This window comes from Luteolibacter sp., assembly GCF_039920825.1.
Classification (GTDB): domain Bacteria; phylum Verrucomicrobiota; class Verrucomicrobiia; order Verrucomicrobiales; family Akkermansiaceae; genus Luteolibacter.
On record NZ_JBDSCX010000028.1, the window covers coordinates 86,639 to 103,619 of the forward strand.

Genomic DNA, 16,981 nt, shown 5'->3' on the forward strand with positions numbered 1-16,981 from the left:
ATGACGGGCAAACCGCGAGTGCGATGAGGACAAACGTCCGTAGCCGTGGGAGAGGGTGGTGGAGAAGCGTTTGAGTCGTCATCTTACAGCCGTAATAGAGCCCGCAAATCCACAGAAGAAAGAGCGATTGTGGAAATAGGAGCGAGCCAGTCACGTGGCTCCATCCATCTTCCTGAAAGTGGCTTCCGGCCTGTCATATGTCCCTTCGACGGACCCGTGACCGACTACTTTTTCTTCGAGCCCAGCACGAGGACGAGCACGCCACCGCCGAGCAAGGCCCATGAAAGCACCGGCGGCACGCTGTGGCGCTCCTTTACATCGGCCTGCACCTTGAGCGGCCCTGCCTCGATGATGTTCTCCCGCTTGGTAGTGGTGAAGCCGCCGTAAGCCAGAAGTGCGCCTCCGGCGATGATCATGATGATACCTAAAATGCTTTGTCCGTTCATGTCTCCCAGCATTCACACGGTCGTCGCCGATAGCCAGTAGGAAATCTTCGTGCCGTCCAGGCCTCCCGCGGGCTTCATCGGCTGCCTGTCTTTCTGTCATCTATCGATCGGCGCAACACGCGGCTCGCTCACCCCGTATTCCTTGGATGCGTTCGCTCCTGCCGCTACTCCTTGTCGCCCCGCTATCCGCCGAAACACTGGTGGTCAAGTCCCCGTCCGAGCTGGGCACCGCGCTCGGCAAGCTCAAGTCTGGCGACACGCTCAAGATCGGCCCGGGCGAGTATGCGGGCGGCAACTCTATCAGCGGCATTGCAAATCTCACCGTCGAGGCGCTCGATCCGAAATCCCCGCCGCTGTTCAAAGGCGGGACCAATGCCTGGCAGTTTTCCCGCTGTCAGGGTTTGAGGCTCCGTTACCTCCATTGCCAGGGCCAAACCGGAAACGGCTTCAACATCGACGATGGGGGCAAACGCGATGAGCCGGTGAGGGGAGTGGTTCTGGAAGACCTGCGGATCGAGGACGTCGGACCTCAAGGCAACTTCGACGCGATCAAGTGCTCCGGCCTGCAGGAGCTGCGCATCGAGCGCTGCGAAATTTCCGGGTGGGGCGGTCAGGCCATCGACTTCGTCGGCTGCTCGGACGCCCTCATCCGCGAGTGCCGCATCACCGGTAAGGAAGGTTTCTCCCAGCACACCGGACCGCAGTTCAAAGGGGGATCTAGCAAGATCGTGATAGAAAAATGCATTTTCAAGGATGCCGGAGAGCGTCCGATCCAAGTCGGCGGCTCCACCGGCATCGATTACTTCCGTCCACCCGGCGCGAAGTATGAGGCGAAGGACATCATCGTCCGCGACAACACCATCGAAGGCGGGACTTGTGCCTGTGCCTTCACCGGCGTCGATAGCGCGGAGTTTTCTGGAAATACGATCCTGCGGCCTACGAAATGGATCTTCCGCATCCTCCAGGAAACCCGCGAGGAAGGCTTTGCTCCCTGCCGCAACGTCAGGATCGCTAACAATAAAATCACCTTCCGCCGCGCAGAAGTGACGACCGAACTCAACATCGGCGAGGGCACTGCTCCTGAGACCTTCCGCTTCGAGGGCAACCGTTGGTTTGCCGAGGATCAGCCGCAGGCATCCAAGCCGAAGTTGCCGGTCGAGGAAACGGGTGGCCTTTATGGCGAGGCCGCGAAGTAGGATCGGCTGAAGGCCGGGCCGGAGAGTATCCATTTTCCGGGGCAGGGGAGACTGGTTAGGACTCTCAATCTAACGACCCGGCACTTTGGTATCCGTTTTTTCGTGATTTTCACCCGGAGGCGGGGCCATTCACGTACCCTTAATGAAGAAACCTTTATTATCAGGAGCATGACCACCCATGCATTCCCTGCTTTCATTGCCCTCACCTTTGCGATCATTTCTCCTGCCCAAGCGGCTTCGTTCTACTGGGACGGCACCGATACCGGAGCCAATTCCAATGGCGGTGCCGGAATCTGGGACACCTCCTCTCTCAATTGGGATAACGCCCTCAACAGCGGCACCAGCGTTGCTTGGGGAAATACCACCTCGGATACCGCGGTCTACGGCTCTGCCTCGGGCACGGTCACGCTCGTTTCCTCGGGAATTCCGGGCGGAACGGTCACGCTAGGCGGGCTGATCTTTAACAGCGGAAACTATGTGATCGGCAACGTCGCGGGCAATGGCACGCTCGATTTCGGCGGCGTCACCGGCTCGATCAACAGCGTCTCCCAGAATACGGGCGTCACCAACACGATCAACAGCAATCTCGCCGGCTCAGGTGCGCCCTCAGTGACCATCGCGGCGAATGGCGATCTCACCGCTACAGGCGGCGGCGTCAGCGGGAGGCTCACTCTGAATGGCTCTAACACCGGTCTCACCAACGGCATGACCATTACTTCCGGTCTGGTTTCTTTCAGCAGCGCCGCGGCGGCGGGCGGTGGTCCTATCACCCTGAGCGGCGGCGGGATCGTGGATGCTGTTTCTGGCACCCAGACCCTGACGAATGGCATCACCCTGAGCGGCACCGGCGTGCTGCGCCCCTTCAGCGGCAACACACTGGCTCTCAGCGGCATGATCAGCGGCAGCGGCACCCTCTTCAAGACCGACTCCGGTTCGTTGACCCTCTCAGGCGCTAACACCTACACCGGCCAGACGAAAGTCGGCGCAGGCACGCTGAACCTGGCGTCATTCAACAGCGTCAATGGCGGCACACCGCTGCTCGCCGCGAGCAATCTCGGTGCGCCTTCGACCGTGGCCAATGGCACCATCGTTCTGGGCAGCGGTACCAGCGCGGCCTCGCTGAACTACACCGGCACCGGCGAAACCACCGACCGCGTGTTGGAAATAGCGAGCACCAACGTCGGTCCCACGTTGAGCGCCGGTGGTAGCGGCCTAGTGAAATTCACGGGCGCGCCCTCCATCACCGGCATCGGCAGCAAGACCATCACCTTGCAGGGTTCCACCACCGGCGAGCTTGCGGGTGCCATTGGCGACGGCGGTTCCGGCAGCACGATTACCACGGCCGCGTTCTCCAGCGCCGCGACCAGCGTGACCCTGGCTTCCGTCAATGGCGTGAGTGTGGGCAGCACGATTTCCGGCACCGGCATCGGCGCGGGCACCACCGTCACCGCCATCAACACCAGCACCCGCGTGGTGACCATCAGCCCGGCGGCTAACGGCGCGGGCACCAATGGCCAGACGATGAATGTTTCCGGCGTGGTGAATGTCACCTCGATCCTGAAGACCGGCAGTGGCAGTACTTGGGCGCTCTCCGGCGCGAGCTCCTACACCGGCCAGACCAGGATCAACGGCGGCACGCTGATTGCCAACTCGCTCAACAGCGTGAACGGTGGCACGCCTTTGTTAGCGACGAGTGCGCTGGGAGCACCCACCTCCGTGGCAAATGGCGCCATCACCCTCGGATTCAGCACCACCGGCGGTGCGCTCAACTACATCGGGAGCGGTGAAATCACCGACCGCGTGCTGGATCTGGCGGGCACGACCGGCACGCCCGCGGTGAACCAGTCGGGCACCGGATTGCTCAAGTTTACCTCGGATGTCACTGTTAGCGGGGTGGGTGGCAAGGTGCTCACTCTGGGTGGCGCCACCACCGGCACCGGTGAAATCAGCGGAGTCATTGCTAACGGAATTTCCGGCGCCACCCAGATGATCAGCGGCCTCTCCAGCGGAAATACCACCGTCTCCCTGTCTTCGGTGGATGGCGTCACCGTCGGCAGCACCATTTCCGGCACCGGCCTGGCGGCGGGCACTACCGTCACCGCGATCAATACCGGCAGCCGCGTGGTCACGATCAGTCCGGCGGCGACCGGCACCGGCTCAAATGGCCAGCTCATGACGGTTTCCGGCGTGGTGAACCTCACCGGCGTGGCGAAAAACAGCAGCGGCACGTGGACTCTATCAGGTGATAACACCTACACCGGCGTCACCACCATCGGCGGTGGGACCCTCGTTTTCCCAAAAACCTCCACCCTCTATCAAGGAAACTCCGCCGCCTGGACCACCTCCAACATCGTGGTGAATTCCGGCGGCGCGCTCGGCCTGAATATCGGCGGCAGCGGCGAGTTCGCCGCCGCGGACATCGCCTACTTCGATGCGCTTGGCTCCTCAACCGGCGGTCTGAAAACGGGAGCCGTCCTCGCCTTGGACACCACCAATGCCGGTGGCTCGTTCACCTACTCCGGAAACCTCATCAATGCCGGCACGGCCACCTCCACCGGCTTGGCGAAACTCGGCACCGGCACGCTGGTGCTCGCCGGAACTAACACTTACAGCGGCGGCACCCGCATCGACGGCGGCACATTGTCCGTTTCCGCAGTCACGGCCTTACCCACCTCAGGCACCATCACCGTGAACAGCGCGGGTACCCTGGCCGTTTCGGGCACGAGCAATTATGGCCAGACCATTTCCGGCAGCGGGAAAATCACCGTGGCCACCGGCACCGGCTCGAACTCGACCACTCTCTCCGGCGCGCTCAACGGGTTCACCGGCACGGTCGAGATCGCCCCGGCCACCACGGGTGGCAAGTTGCAGATGACGACCGGAGCCCAGAGTTCGACGATTTCGTCGTCCGCGACCCTCAAGGTGCTCAATGGCGGCACGCTCTACTATTCCTCCGGTCTCACCTACGGCGCTGCGGTGCAGCTCTTCGGCGGCGCCACCGGTGAATCCCTCGGCCAGCTCCGCGTGGAAAACGCCACGGTTTCCGGCGCGGTCACACTCAAGGCGAACACCACGATGGGAGCCAGCAACGGCTTCAACGGCACCATCAGCGGTGCGATCGGAGACGAGGGCAATGGCTTCGGTTTCACCAAACAGGGAACCGCTCAGATCGTCCTAACCGGAGCGAATGCCTGGAGTGGCCCGGTCACCATTGCCAACGGATCGATCAAGGTAAACTCGTTGAACCGCATCGTCGGCGGCACGGTGAGCAGCAACCTCGGGGCTCCTACCACGGTTGCCAACGGCACGATCTCACTCGGCGAGACAACCACGGGTGGCACCCTGGCCTACGCCGGCACCGGGGACACGACCGACCGCGTGATCAATCTCGCCGGTACCACCGGAGGCGGCACCATCGACCAAGGCGGCAGCGGCCTGCTGAAATTCACCAGCGACCTCACCTCCACGACCGCGGGGGCCAAGACGTTCACGCTCCAAGGCGGCGGCGTTGGTGAGTTCGCGGGAGCCATCGTGAACGGCAGCGGGACCGTCGCTCTAACCAAGACCGGCAACGGCACTTGGACCCTTTCCGGAACGAACAGCTACACCGGCGCAACCAACTCTAACGGAGGCGTCCTCGTGTATGCCAACGCCGGCGCGTTGGCCGGCGCCGGTCGCAATATCAGCACCTCCACCAATGGCGCGGTCGCCTTCGATTACAACACCTCGCTCCAGACGCTGCTCACCACCCGCATCGCCGCCGCTTCCACCGGTGGACTGGTGCTGACCGCGAACAACAACCTGGCGGAAAACCTCGACTTCAGCGCCGCCGGATACACCGGCTACCTGGGAGCGAGCGGCAATCTCACCTACACCGGCACCCTCACGCCTAACAATGGCACCATCCGTCTCGGCAATGCGAACGGTGGCACGCTAACATTAAGCGGCTCTAACGTCGTCACCGGAGCGAACAACCTGTCGATCAACGGCAACGTCACCTTCACCACGCCCCAGACCTACACCGGCACCACCACTCTCACTTCCAACACCGGAACCTTCGATGGAGGCGGCTCGCTGATCGATGTCAGCAAGCTCACCCTCAACGGCGGCACGCTCACCAATCTGAACCTCACTGGCAGCGGCACGCTCACCAAGCCCAATGCCAACACGGTCACGCTCGCCAGCGCTAACAGCTATACCGGCGGCACCTCCGTGACCGAGGGCCTGTTCATCGCCTCGAACAACGCCGCCTTCGGCACCGGCGCGGTGACCCTCAATACCAGCGGTTCTGTGGTGGGCCGCATTCAGCTCACCAACGGCGTGGCAATCTCTAACACGCTGAACCTCGGCGTCAATCTCGGCATTTCCGGCCGCGGCGATCTGGAGGTCAGCAACACCGCTTCCTCCGCCACTTGGTCCGGCCCGATCAACATCACGGCGAGCCCCACCAACGGCAGCCACTTCTACACCGACGCCACTTCCACGCTCACGCTTTCCGGCCCCATCACCAGCACGGTGCCGGTCGGTTTCCGCGCGGGAAATTTCATCATCCCCTCCGCCTCCACCAGCAGCTATGCGTCCATCCACATCTCCGGCAGTTTGAAGATCGGCAGTCACGACTCGCTGGTGAAGACCGCGGATGTGGTGCTGGGGAACTCGGCCGCCACCACGCTCGATCTGAACGGTTTCAACCAGACGGTGAACACCGTCACCAAGAGCACGAACGCCGCCATTATTACTAACACCGCCGCCACGCCGGCCGTGCTGACGATCAACAACGCCACCGCCCGCACCTATGCTGGCACCATTATCAATGGCGCAGGCATCCTCTCTCTCGTAAAGAGCGGCGCGGGCGATCTGACGCTGGGCGGAGCGAACACCTACACCGGCAATACCACCGTCAACGCCGGCAACCTGATCCTCGGTGCCTCCACGCTGGCGGACAGCTCGACGGTTAGTATCGCCAGTGGGGCGAAACTGTCTATCACCACCGCCTCGGACACGGTGAACCAGTTGTTCCTCGACGGCATCCAGGTCACGGCCGGCACCTACGGCGCAACCGGTTCCGGAGCCACCCACATCGATGACGTCCATTTTTCCGGCTCTGGAAAACTCTCGGTACTCAGCAGTTCCGCTGCCTACTCCGCCTGGGCTGCTGCTAACAATCTGACCGCCGCGAACATGGCCTCCTCCGCCGATCCCGACAACGACGGCTCCATCAACCTGGCCGAGTTCGCCTTCGACGGTTCGCCCGTTTCCGCTGCCTCCACCTCGCGGATCGCTGCCAGAATTCTAGCCATCGGTGGCCAAAAGGTCCTCACCCTCACCCTGCCGGTGCGGAATGGCGCCACCTTCAGCGGCACCACCGAGCTGGTCTCCACCGCCATCGACGGAATGGTCTATCACATCCAGGGAGGGAACGATCTTTCCTCATGGAACGGAGTGGTGGCCGAGGTGCCCGCGGAAAATCTCGCCACCGTGCAGAACGGCATCGCGGCACCGGAAAGCGGCTGGACGAACCGCTCGTTCTACCTCTCCGCCAGCGCCGCCACCACCGGCTTCCTCCGCGCGAAGGTGCAAGACTAGGACTGAACCCTTGGCCCGGCTACGGCTTCTTTTTAAGCATGCCGGGTGAGTTCCATTTGATGACGTGATAGGTCGCCGGCGTATCACCCGCATTCCGGATGTGATGCAATTGGTTGGCCGCCTGAAAAATCACCGAACCCGGGCCCACGATCTTGAGCTCACCGTTCACCAACGCTTCCACCGTTCCTTCCTTCACGATGATCAGCTCCTCATCCGGGTGCTGATGCGCCCGGTGCGCCTCCTCGCCAACATTCAAGGTGGTCACATGACATTCCAACTCGTCCAGCGTCGCAGTGGGAGCGCGACACACTTGGCGGGATTCTCCTTTGGCCGACTTTTTCACCGGAAGTTGCGTCCAGTCAAAAATCATCGAGCCCATCAACGCCGGTGGACTGGCGTCCTGCTCCGAGGGAGTCGCCGCCGAAGCCGTCATGAACTCGGGCGGCAGAGCGGTGATCGGCAGATATTCCACGTTTCGATAGAAGATCTCCGCTCCTTCCGACTGCAGAATGACCGGCCCCTCCGTGACGGGCGGGTGTTCCGGTTGGTCGATCCGACGCGGCGCATGCAGCCGCATCACGACCTTCCCGTTCACGATGTGGAGGCTGTCCTCGCCAAAGCAGACGATCTCGACGGTGTTCCACTCGGGATTCGGTTTTTCGTTGTCCGGTTGTTTCACGCATCGCCCGTCCTGCCCCGGCACTTGGGAAAAGACGTGGAACTCGCCCTGGGGATCGTAGTCGAACAACGTGTGCTCACCGTCCTTTCGCGGCGTGGATCGCACGGAAATTTCCGAGCCGATCGCATAAAGATCCCCGACATCATGTTCCTGGATTTGCAATTCGACCGACCGCGCCCAAGTCCGGTCTTCCGCACCCGGCGCGGAGTGGACGTGATAGAGCAGCCCGCTGTCGCGAGCCGTCTCCGGCTTGTTGCGGGGTGGCCATTTCAACTGACCCCACTTGAACTGAAGGCGCAGGCGGTAGTTCTGGAGCGATTCGTGGCTGCGAAGCTCGCCGAACACCTCGCCCGATACACGGATCGCCTTCTGTCCGTCCACCTCGACTACGGTAAACACCCGGAGCGGATCGCGGGCCGGGCCCAGCACGTCCACATATTTGCCGTTGTCTCCCTTTGGCATGCCGGGCACATCCGACGCGGGATCCGGCCGACCCAGCCACGTCGACCACTCGCTGAGATCACGTCCGTTCCAAAGGGATTTCCAAGCGTCCTCCGCATGGACGTGGGCGAATGAAATCAGGGAAACCAAGGCGATGGAGCATGAATAACGCATGAGGGTAAAAAGGGTTTAAAAGTGACCCTGTCCGATCCCGGGATTGATGGAAAGCAGGAAGACGCCGGCCGCTTTGCCATCCACCTTTGCCAGTCCACTCACGGTTCATCGACCCTCGCACCGTTCTTGAGAAACGGGGCGGCTTGGTTCCAGAGGCCACCTTGGGAATTGGCGACAGGATGTGGGGAATAAGAGACGAGGAACGCCCGGCGGGGATGCTCGGTGACATTGTGGCCGCTGCGATGAAACAGCGTGCTGGAAAGCGCAACGATGCTGCCCCGCGGCACCGGCACGATGATCCCGGGATCCTCGCCCGCGTAGCCGACGAGGTCACCGCTCGCCTTGTCCTTGTGATGCGGGGCAATCTCGCGGGTGCCCGTTTGGGACCAGGGCAGCACGTGCAGTGCACCGTTGTCCGCGGTGGCATCGTCCAGCGCGCACCACAGGCTGATGTAAGGCTCGTGCGGCTGGCCCATCAGATAGCCCGAATCCTGATGCCATCCGAAGGGCATTCCGGTCCGGCTCGACTTGACGATGAACAGTTGGAGAAACAGATAGGCATCGCCGCCCAGCAGACCTCCGACGATTTCCGCCATGGGCTCTCCGAAAAGGAATTTTTCCATCGCAGCCTCCGCATCGTGCCGTGTGGGGAGGAAATAGCGGCGGCCTTGGTGGGAAAGTCCCAGCACCTTTGCCTGGACCCGCTCCATCAGTTCGGTGTGTTCGTCCAGGTAGCTCTGGCAGGAATCGTCCAGCATCGCGAGATCCTCCGGCGGGATCACCCGCTCAAGGACACAAAATCCGTCACGTTCGAACTGGTTGCGGTGGGCGTCGGAGAGAATCATGGGCTGGGTGGGGAGTTAGCGCGCGGGACTGTGAAAGGCAATCGCGGAAGCGGCATCCGGGAAATCCGCCCTTTGGTTTTCCGGGATTGTGGCGGGTAGGCAGTGAGCCCAAAAGAGAATGGGAAGGGACGGTTCTTCACGCCGAAGCCCTGCCTGGCCATCACGGCTGCTTGATCAATTTTCCCACCGGGGTTTTCGTCACTCCGAAAACGAACTCCGCGCCGTCCTTGAAGTTCTCGACGAGTTCGAAATTCTCATAGGCCAGCCCGCCTGGAATGGGATTACGGGACATCCAGTACATGAACCGCGCGTTGATCGCGCAGCGCAGCGAATCATTCACCCCGGCTGCGGGCTTTCGCCAATATTGGGTCACCTTCGATCCCCGGTATTCCCACCCTAACGGCTGGCCGGCGGTCGTGGCCGGGTTTTCCTCATCCGTGGTCATGGCCACCAGCACGTCATTCGCGGCATTGCGCCCTAGCTTGGCGAGGGGGAAAACGTTCTGAGGCGCGAAGTCCGGGCCATCGTAGCCGTTGAAAATCCGCAGACTCGATGCCGTTTCATCCCGCAGCCATAACAGCCGGTTGCGGGCCTTGTTCCCCATCGTCGCGGTGAGGATGCAGGAGGTGAGGGGAGCGCTGTCCTCTTCCGCGCGCACCACCAGCCGCAGTTCATCCGGAGCATTGCTGCGCAGGCTCAACTCCAGCCGCACGTGGGCTCCGTTGTCGAATTTTTCGGTCCGCAGCGTCACCGTTAGTTCCTCGATTCCTGGCGCGGGCGATGAAATCACGCCCGGTTGTGGCGCGGAGACCACGCCCTTCGAGTCCGGTGGCGATCCGGTCCAAAAGCATTTCCCCTGATGTCCGTCGAAATGACTTCGCTCCAGTTCGCTATAGCCGCGCGCTTTTCCTACGATCGGCTCGAGAGCGATGAAGTTGATGAGATCGTAGCGCCCCTCCGGCAAAGTGGGATACCCGATGCGGATCAAACCGCGCGGTCCGCCGTCGCCTCCCGTGAAACCACCGGGAGAAATGGCGAACTGCAAACCGCCTCGCGAGCCCCACACCGGTTGGACATTTCCATCCACCGGTCGCCCCCACTCCGCCGCCGTAGCCATCTTCACGGACATGAAAAATAGCAGTGCCGGGATGGTCAAACGCGGGAGGATTGCAGGCATGATCCACGGACCTTAGCAAAAGCCGCGCGGCCGCCAAGCCGCGCGTTCGAAGGGCTGCGAGGGCTGCCACGATTCACCGAGCCGCTCACGACTCTGAAGGCGAAAGAATCGCTGAAGAGGAGAGCTGAATCCGGCTGATAGTGATGTCGGCAGGCTGAGGGAATGCTAAATGCTGTCCCTGTCTTCCGATGCGTGTTAGCCGGGGATGGCCCCGGCCACAAGTTCGTCCATCGGCTAGATCACGCGAGCACGCGTGTAGCAATCGCGCGTTTCGTGTGCTCCACGGTTTCCGCGGCTTCTTCGTCCATCGAGGACAGGATGCCCGCCAGATCGGTCGCGATTTCTTTCCGCATGTGGGACACAAATTCCACACCCTTCGCAGTGATGCGCACCATGATCTTCCGGCGGTCTTCCGAAGCATGGACGCGCTCCACGTAGCCCAACTTCTCGATGCGATCCACCAAGCCGGTTGCCGCTGCGGTCGAGTGACCCATCTTGCCCGCGATGTCCGTCATAGTTAGATATTCCTCGCTGGAAAGATAGGTCAGCAGGAAGAATTGGGGATACGACAGGCTGCCGCGGTTCAACTCTTTCGAGAGGTTCAGAATGCAGCCGCGCTGGGTGAACAGGACGAAGTCTGCGAGACGGCCGGCATCAGCCTTGACCGAAGCACTCGGGGTGCTTGATAAGCTCATTTTCATGGGGGGATGTTTGGGGGGAATCCCTCCACGGGGGTGTGGAGGGGAAAGCAAATTGCTTGCTGACGGTCAGACCCTGCCAGAATTCTGGACCCAGCGATATTACGTAATCGCGTGATATTGTGAACTGCCGTCACGCGTCACAATGCACCCGTGAAAGATGACCAAAGTTCCCGGTCGGTTTGTTGCCGATGTCCTCGTTTCATGCCTTCAATTCTTGTTAGTCGGAACAGCCCCTTCGATGTTCCTTTGTCGTGCAGCGTTTGATTTTTAGTGCTATAACTGCTGTCCGGTTATGTCTTGAAGCTTGATTTATTGTAGGTTCCGGAGTTGGTTTGGGTCGCTTAATCCTTTTCCATGAACGGCCTCTCCCTTTTCGCTGCGGCTCTCCTTCTTCTTGTCGGGAAACAAATCGCTCAAGCGACTCAACTTTCGTAAATATTCAGAGTCCGCATGAAAAAATCCTCATTGAACTCCGCCATCGTCATGATGGCCTGTTTCAGTTTCTCCATTTTGATGGCGAATGCCCAAGACCCGGCCCATCGGGTGTATGGAAAAGGACATCCGTTCCAAACCGAGGAACTGCCTGCGGGGAAACTGAAAACCAAGCTTCAATCGCTCAACCCTCAGGCGAAAGGAAAAGCGATCACGTGGCTTCACGAAATCACTTTCGAGGGATTTGATGCCGCAGAATATCTTCGGGTGGATGACGACGGCGGCATCTTCATCGTCTGTCCGGACGATCAGGGGCATTCTGAAGGTCACTCCCACGGTCCAGCCAAGCCTGAAGGGAAAAACGGTGGCTCCAACACCACCGGGAGCATCAATGAGGCCCCGGCCAACATCACCGATCCACCGGTCGAGAAAGCCGCTGTTTCGATCAGTTCTCCTCCCGCCTACAGCTCCAAGCCCGGCGCGGCCCGCCACATCTATCTGGATTTCAACGGTGGAATCGTCACCGGGACAGCATGGAACAACAATGCCAGTTATGGAAATGTGGCGAGCTGGAACGTCAAGGTTTGGTCCCAAGATGTGGACATCACGACGTTCAGCGATGCGGAGCAAACTTGGATGCGACAGGTCTGGCAGCGCGTGGCGGAAGACTACGCGGCCTTCGACGTCGATGTGACCACGGATGTCGCCTACGATCCGGCCACCTACACCGGGAACAAGGACAACGTGGGTTGGTTGCTGATCTGTGATACAACGGATAACAACGGATTGGCCTTACCCCACAATGGCTCGGGCGGAGTCGCCTACGTCAATGTCTACGGCAATTCGAACTACTCCCCGACCTATCAGCCTGCCTGGGTGACCAGCACGAATGGCGGCGGCAGAGAAGACATCATCGCCGAAGCCGCCGCTCATGAAATGGGCCACAACATGGGGCTTTCCCATGATACCACGTCAACACTGGCCTATTACGGCGGACATCTCGCGACGGCATCCGCTCCCTCATGGGGCCCCATCATGGGCACCGGATACAATCGCGACGTCTCGCAATGGTCAAAGGGGGAGTATTACGATGCAACCCAGCTCCAAGACGACTTGGCCATCATCTCCGCCAAAGTTCCCTACCGTGCCGACGACCATGGTGATACCGCCGCCACCGCCACCGTCTGGGTCAGCAGTCCCGTCAATCAGGCGGGGATCGTGGAAACCACCAGCGATCCCGATTACTTCAAATTTACCGCAGCGGCGGGACCGATTTCCTTCTCCGCAAGTCCCTTTCGCAGCGATGCCGACACTTGGGGCGGGGATCTTGATGTCCTGATGGAACTCTATGACAGCACCCAGACGCTCGTCGCATCCAGCAACCCTGCCACCCTGGCGACAGCTTCCATTTCGACATCGGTGGCGGCAGGCACGTATTACCTCGTGGTAAAGCCCGCCGCCGCTGGAACCCCATTGGTCAATCCTCCGTCCGGCTACACCGTTTATGGCTCGCTCGGCCAATACACGATCACGGGAAGTTTCCTGCCCGACAATACTCCTGAGATCGCTGTCGAACAACCTGTGGGCACCAATCTGACCGATGGCAGCGCCAGCATGAGTTGCGGCTCGGTGCTCGTTGGCAGTTCATCTTCTCCGCTCACCTTCACCGTGAAGAATGTTGGATCGGCCAATCTCACCGGTCTTTCCGTCTCCAAGGATGGTGCCAGCAGCGCTGACTTCACCGTGGGCAGTCTCGGCGCCACCACGCTCGCGGCCGGTGCCAGTAACACTTTCACCGTCACCTTCAGCCCAAGTGCCCCAGGTTCGCGAACCGCCGCCATTCACATCGCCAGCAATGATGCGGATGAAAACCCCTTTGATATCAACCTCACCGGCACCGCCTTCTCCGTTCTATTGAGCCAGAATTTCGACGCATCCTCCAGCCTGCCTGCGGATTGGTCCACCACGGGCACCGCCACTTGGGCGATCATCACCGGTGCGTTGACCAGCCACTCTCCTAACAATTCCTATTCCGCTCCTGTTCCAACGACCAAGGTGACATCCACTCTGGTCAGTTCCGCGATCAGCATTCCATCGGATGCGACGATCACGCAAATCCGCTTCTGGCATCGCTACAATTTGGAAAGTCTGAAGGACGGCGGCCGCATGGATCTCTCCATCGACGACGGCGCGTCGTGGATTGGGATCGACGACTCCGGCTCCGGCGCCTCCTTCCTATCAGGCGGCTATAATGCGACCATGAGCGCCACGGGGAATCCCAGTAACAAGAGCGATTTTGACGGCAAACAGGCCTGGACCGGCACCAGCGCCAGCAGCGGAACCACGTTTGGCGAGACAGTTGTTAGCCTCACGGACGCCGCGAAATACTCGGGGAAATCCCTGCGCATCCGCTGGAGCATCGCGACGAACAGCACCACGGCCAGTGCTTTTTGGTATGTGGATTCGGTGTCCTTGGAATCGAACTCCTCCTTGTCCGCCCCCGGTACGCTGGCGGTGACTCCGGCGGGCGGTTTGAGTTCCTCGGGCTCGTTCACCGGGCCGTTTACGCCATCCTCGCAGCAATACACGTTGCAGAACAACAGTGCGACGCCACTGAACTGGACGGCGGCCAAAACCGCGGGTTGGGTGACTCTCAGCGCCACCAGCGGCACCCTGGACGCGGGGGCTAACACCACGGTCACTGCCTCCATCAACAACACCGCCAACTCGCTGAACGCAGGCACCTACAACGACACCGTGACGTTCGCCAACACCACTGACGGCTCAGGCAACACGGTCCGGAGTATTTCCCTAACGGCTAGTCCGCAGCCCGCGACCGTCACCCTCGGCAGTTTGTCCCAGACCTACAACGGCAGCGCGAAATCCGCCACCGCCACCACCTCGCCCGCAGGACTCTCCGTCAGCTTCACCTACAACGGCTCCGCCACCGCGCCAACCACCGCCGGTTCCTACACCGTGGTCGGCACCATCAGCGACCCCAACTACACCGGTTCTGCCACGGGCACGCTGGTGATCTCCAAGGCCACCGCCACTGTCACCCTTGCCAGCCTTTCCCAGACCTACAACGGCAGCGCGAAGTCCGCCACCGCCACGACTTCACCCGCCGGACTCACCGTCGGCTTCACTTACAACGGCTCCGCCACCGCGCCGACCACCGCCGGCTCCTACACCGTCGTCGGCACCATCAGCAATACCAACTACGCCGGATCGGCCTCGGGCACGCTGGTCATCGCGAAAGCCACGGCCATCGTCACGCTCGCCAACCTTTCCCAAACTTATAATGGCAGCACGAAATCCGCCACCGCTACGACTACGCCCGCCGGACTAACTGCCGGTTTCACCTACAACGGCTCAGCCACCGCGCCGACCAACGCCGGCTCCTACACCGTCGTCGGCACCATTAGCGATACCAACTACGCCGGTTCCGCCACGGGCACGCTAGTCATCGCAAAAGCCGCCGCTACCGTCACCCTCGCCAGTCTGTCCCAGACTTACACCGGCAGCGCCAGGATTGCCACCGCCACGACTTCACCTGCCAGCCTCACGGTCGATTTCACCTACAATGGTTCCGCCACCGCGCCGACCAATGCAGGCTCCTACACCGTCGTCGGCACCATCAACTCGACCAACTACACCGGCAGTAATTCCGGCACCTTCGTGGTTGCCAAGGCCACCGCCACCGTGACCCTCGGTGCGCTCTCTCAGACTTACGACGGCTCGCTGAAATCCGCCACCGCCACCACCACTCCCGCAGGACTCACGGTCGGCATCACCTATGGCGGCTCACCGACCGCGCCAACCAACGCCGGCACGTACTCGATCGTCGCGACGGTTAGCGACACCAACTACCAAGGCAGCGCCAGCGGTTCACTTGCCATCGGAAAGGCAACGGCAGGCGTAACCCTTGGCGGCCTGGCCACGACCTACGACGGCACGGCGAAACCCGCCACCGCCACTACCTCGCCCGCTGGACTCTCCGTCGGCCTAACCTACAACGGCAGCGCCACCGCCCCGACCAGCACTGGCACCTATGCGGTCGCCGCGACCGTGAACGACACCAACTATCAGGGCAGCGCCAGCGGCTCGCTCATCATCGGCAAGGCCATTGCCACCGTCGTGCTCGGCGACCTTTCCGCCACCTATGACGGCAGCGCGAAATCCGCCACTGCCACCACTTCACCCGCAGGGCTGACCGTTGGTTTCACCTACGATGGCAGCCCGACAGCCCCGACGAATGCGGGCAGCTACACGGTTGTCGCCACCGTCAGCGACAGCAATTATCAAGGCACGGGCTCGGAAACGCTGATCATTCAGCCCGCCGCCGCCAGCGTCACCCTCGGATCCCTTTCCCCGGTCTATGATGGATCGCCGAAAGCGGCATCGGTCATCACCTCGCCTGTCGGTCTTGCCTGCTCGATCACTTACGACGGTTCAGCCGTCGTGCCGTTTCATGCGGGTAGCTACCCCGTTGTCGCCACCATCACCGACTCTAACCATAGCGGCTCCGCCAGCGGATTACTGGTCATCGCCAAGGCCACGGCTTCCGTCACGCTGGGTGGACTTTCCGCCGGCTACGACGGCACACCGAAGGCTGCTACTGTCACCACCGTTCCCGCCAACCTGGCGGTCTCGATCACTTATGACGGCTCACTCAACGCCCCGACGGCAGTGGGTTCCTACACCGTCGTGGCCACCATCGACGATACGGACTATGAAGGTTCCACCTCCGGCAGTCTGGTCATCGGCAATGACTTGATCGTCGCCAGCAGCGAAACCTTGGTCGCGCCCAACCAAACCGTCACCTACGAGAACCTCCTGAATGACGGCACGCTGACCTTCAATGCCGGAACCACCAACATCACCGGCAACGCCACCAACCACGGCATCCTCCGCCTCACCGGCGATGCCGTCCTGAACGTGGCGGGCACCTTCACCAACACCGGCGTCATCGACATCATCAACTGGTCCGGCACCCTGCCGCCCACCGTCGTCAATTCCGGCATCATCCTCGACCGCTCGGCCATCCGCGTGCTTTCCACCGGCACCACCGCTACAGATCTCACGTTCAGCGTCCCCAGCTATGCGGGCCACCTTTACCAGCTTGAGTCGAAAACCGATCTCTTTGCCGCGTGGCAGCCCGAGGGGTCGCCCGTCGTTGGCACCGGCAGCGCCATCAATCCTCCGGCCCTCCAGTTCAGCTCGACCCGTGTCGGCCCCCGCAACTTCTATCGGGTGGTGGTCACGCCCGCCCCCTGACTTCCCAGCCGTCTGCGACATCAGAAA

General features: G+C 61.3%; 8 protein-coding genes. 3 read left to right on the forward strand and 5 right to left on the reverse strand.

From position 1 onward, the window contains the following. Positions 1 to 224: 224 nt before the first annotated feature. The gene (locus tag ABIQ96_RS07355; RefSeq protein WP_348213920.1) at positions 225 to 416 is read right to left on the reverse strand and encodes a hypothetical protein; all 192 of its coding nucleotides are present in this window, start codon (positions 414 to 416) and stop codon (positions 225 to 227) included. A gap of 176 nt (positions 417 to 592) precedes the next feature. Between ABIQ96_RS07355 and ABIQ96_RS07360 the strand changes: the two genes are divergently transcribed. Both ABIQ96_RS07360 and ABIQ96_RS07365 read left to right on the forward strand, forming a co-directional pair. Beyond that, positions 593 to 1,642 carry a right-handed parallel beta-helix repeat-containing protein gene (locus tag ABIQ96_RS07360; RefSeq protein ID WP_348213921.1) on the forward strand — a complete coding sequence of 350 codons (1,050 nt, stop codon included), beginning with the start codon at positions 593 to 595 and terminating at the stop codon, positions 1,640 to 1,642. 168 nt (positions 1,643 to 1,810) lie between these two features. Continuing rightward, the gene (locus tag ABIQ96_RS07365) at positions 1,811 to 7,228 is read left to right on the forward strand and encodes an autotransporter-associated beta strand repeat-containing protein (protein WP_348213922.1); all 5,418 of its coding nucleotides are present in this window, start codon (positions 1,811 to 1,813) and stop codon (positions 7,226 to 7,228) included. 19 nt (positions 7,229 to 7,247) lie between these two features. Here ABIQ96_RS07365 and ABIQ96_RS07370 read toward each other — a convergent pair whose 3' ends face one another. The 4 genes from ABIQ96_RS07370 to ABIQ96_RS07385 all read right to left on the reverse strand — a co-directional run bounded on the left by ABIQ96_RS07370 (position 7,248) and on the right by ABIQ96_RS07385 (position 11,245). Then, the gene (locus tag ABIQ96_RS07370; protein WP_348213923.1) at positions 7,248 to 8,522 is read right to left on the reverse strand and encodes a family 16 glycoside hydrolase; all 1,275 of its coding nucleotides are present in this window, start codon (positions 8,520 to 8,522) and stop codon (positions 7,248 to 7,250) included. 98 nt (positions 8,523 to 8,620) lie between these two features. Continuing rightward, positions 8,621 to 9,367, reverse strand: a complete 747-nt coding sequence (locus tag ABIQ96_RS07375; RefSeq protein WP_348213924.1) for a phytanoyl-CoA dioxygenase family protein — start codon at positions 9,365 to 9,367, stop codon at positions 8,621 to 8,623. Positions 9,368 to 9,527: 160 nt separating this feature from the next. Beyond that, the gene (locus ABIQ96_RS07380; RefSeq protein WP_348213925.1) at positions 9,528 to 10,544 is read right to left on the reverse strand and encodes a hypothetical protein; all 1,017 of its coding nucleotides are present in this window, start codon (positions 10,542 to 10,544) and stop codon (positions 9,528 to 9,530) included. Positions 10,545 to 10,783: 239 nt separating this feature from the next. Continuing rightward, positions 10,784 to 11,245, reverse strand: coding sequence for a MarR family transcriptional regulator (locus ABIQ96_RS07385; protein WP_348213926.1), 462 nt, complete (start codon positions 11,243 to 11,245; stop codon positions 10,784 to 10,786). Positions 11,246 to 11,695: 450 nt separating this feature from the next. On the opposite strand from ABIQ96_RS07385, the gene ABIQ96_RS07390 reads away from it, so the two are divergent. Then, on the forward strand, positions 11,696 to 16,954 hold the full coding sequence (locus ABIQ96_RS07390; protein WP_348213927.1) for an MBG domain-containing protein: 5,259 nt from the start codon (positions 11,696 to 11,698) through the stop codon (positions 16,952 to 16,954). Positions 16,955 to 16,981 lie beyond the last annotated feature (27 nt).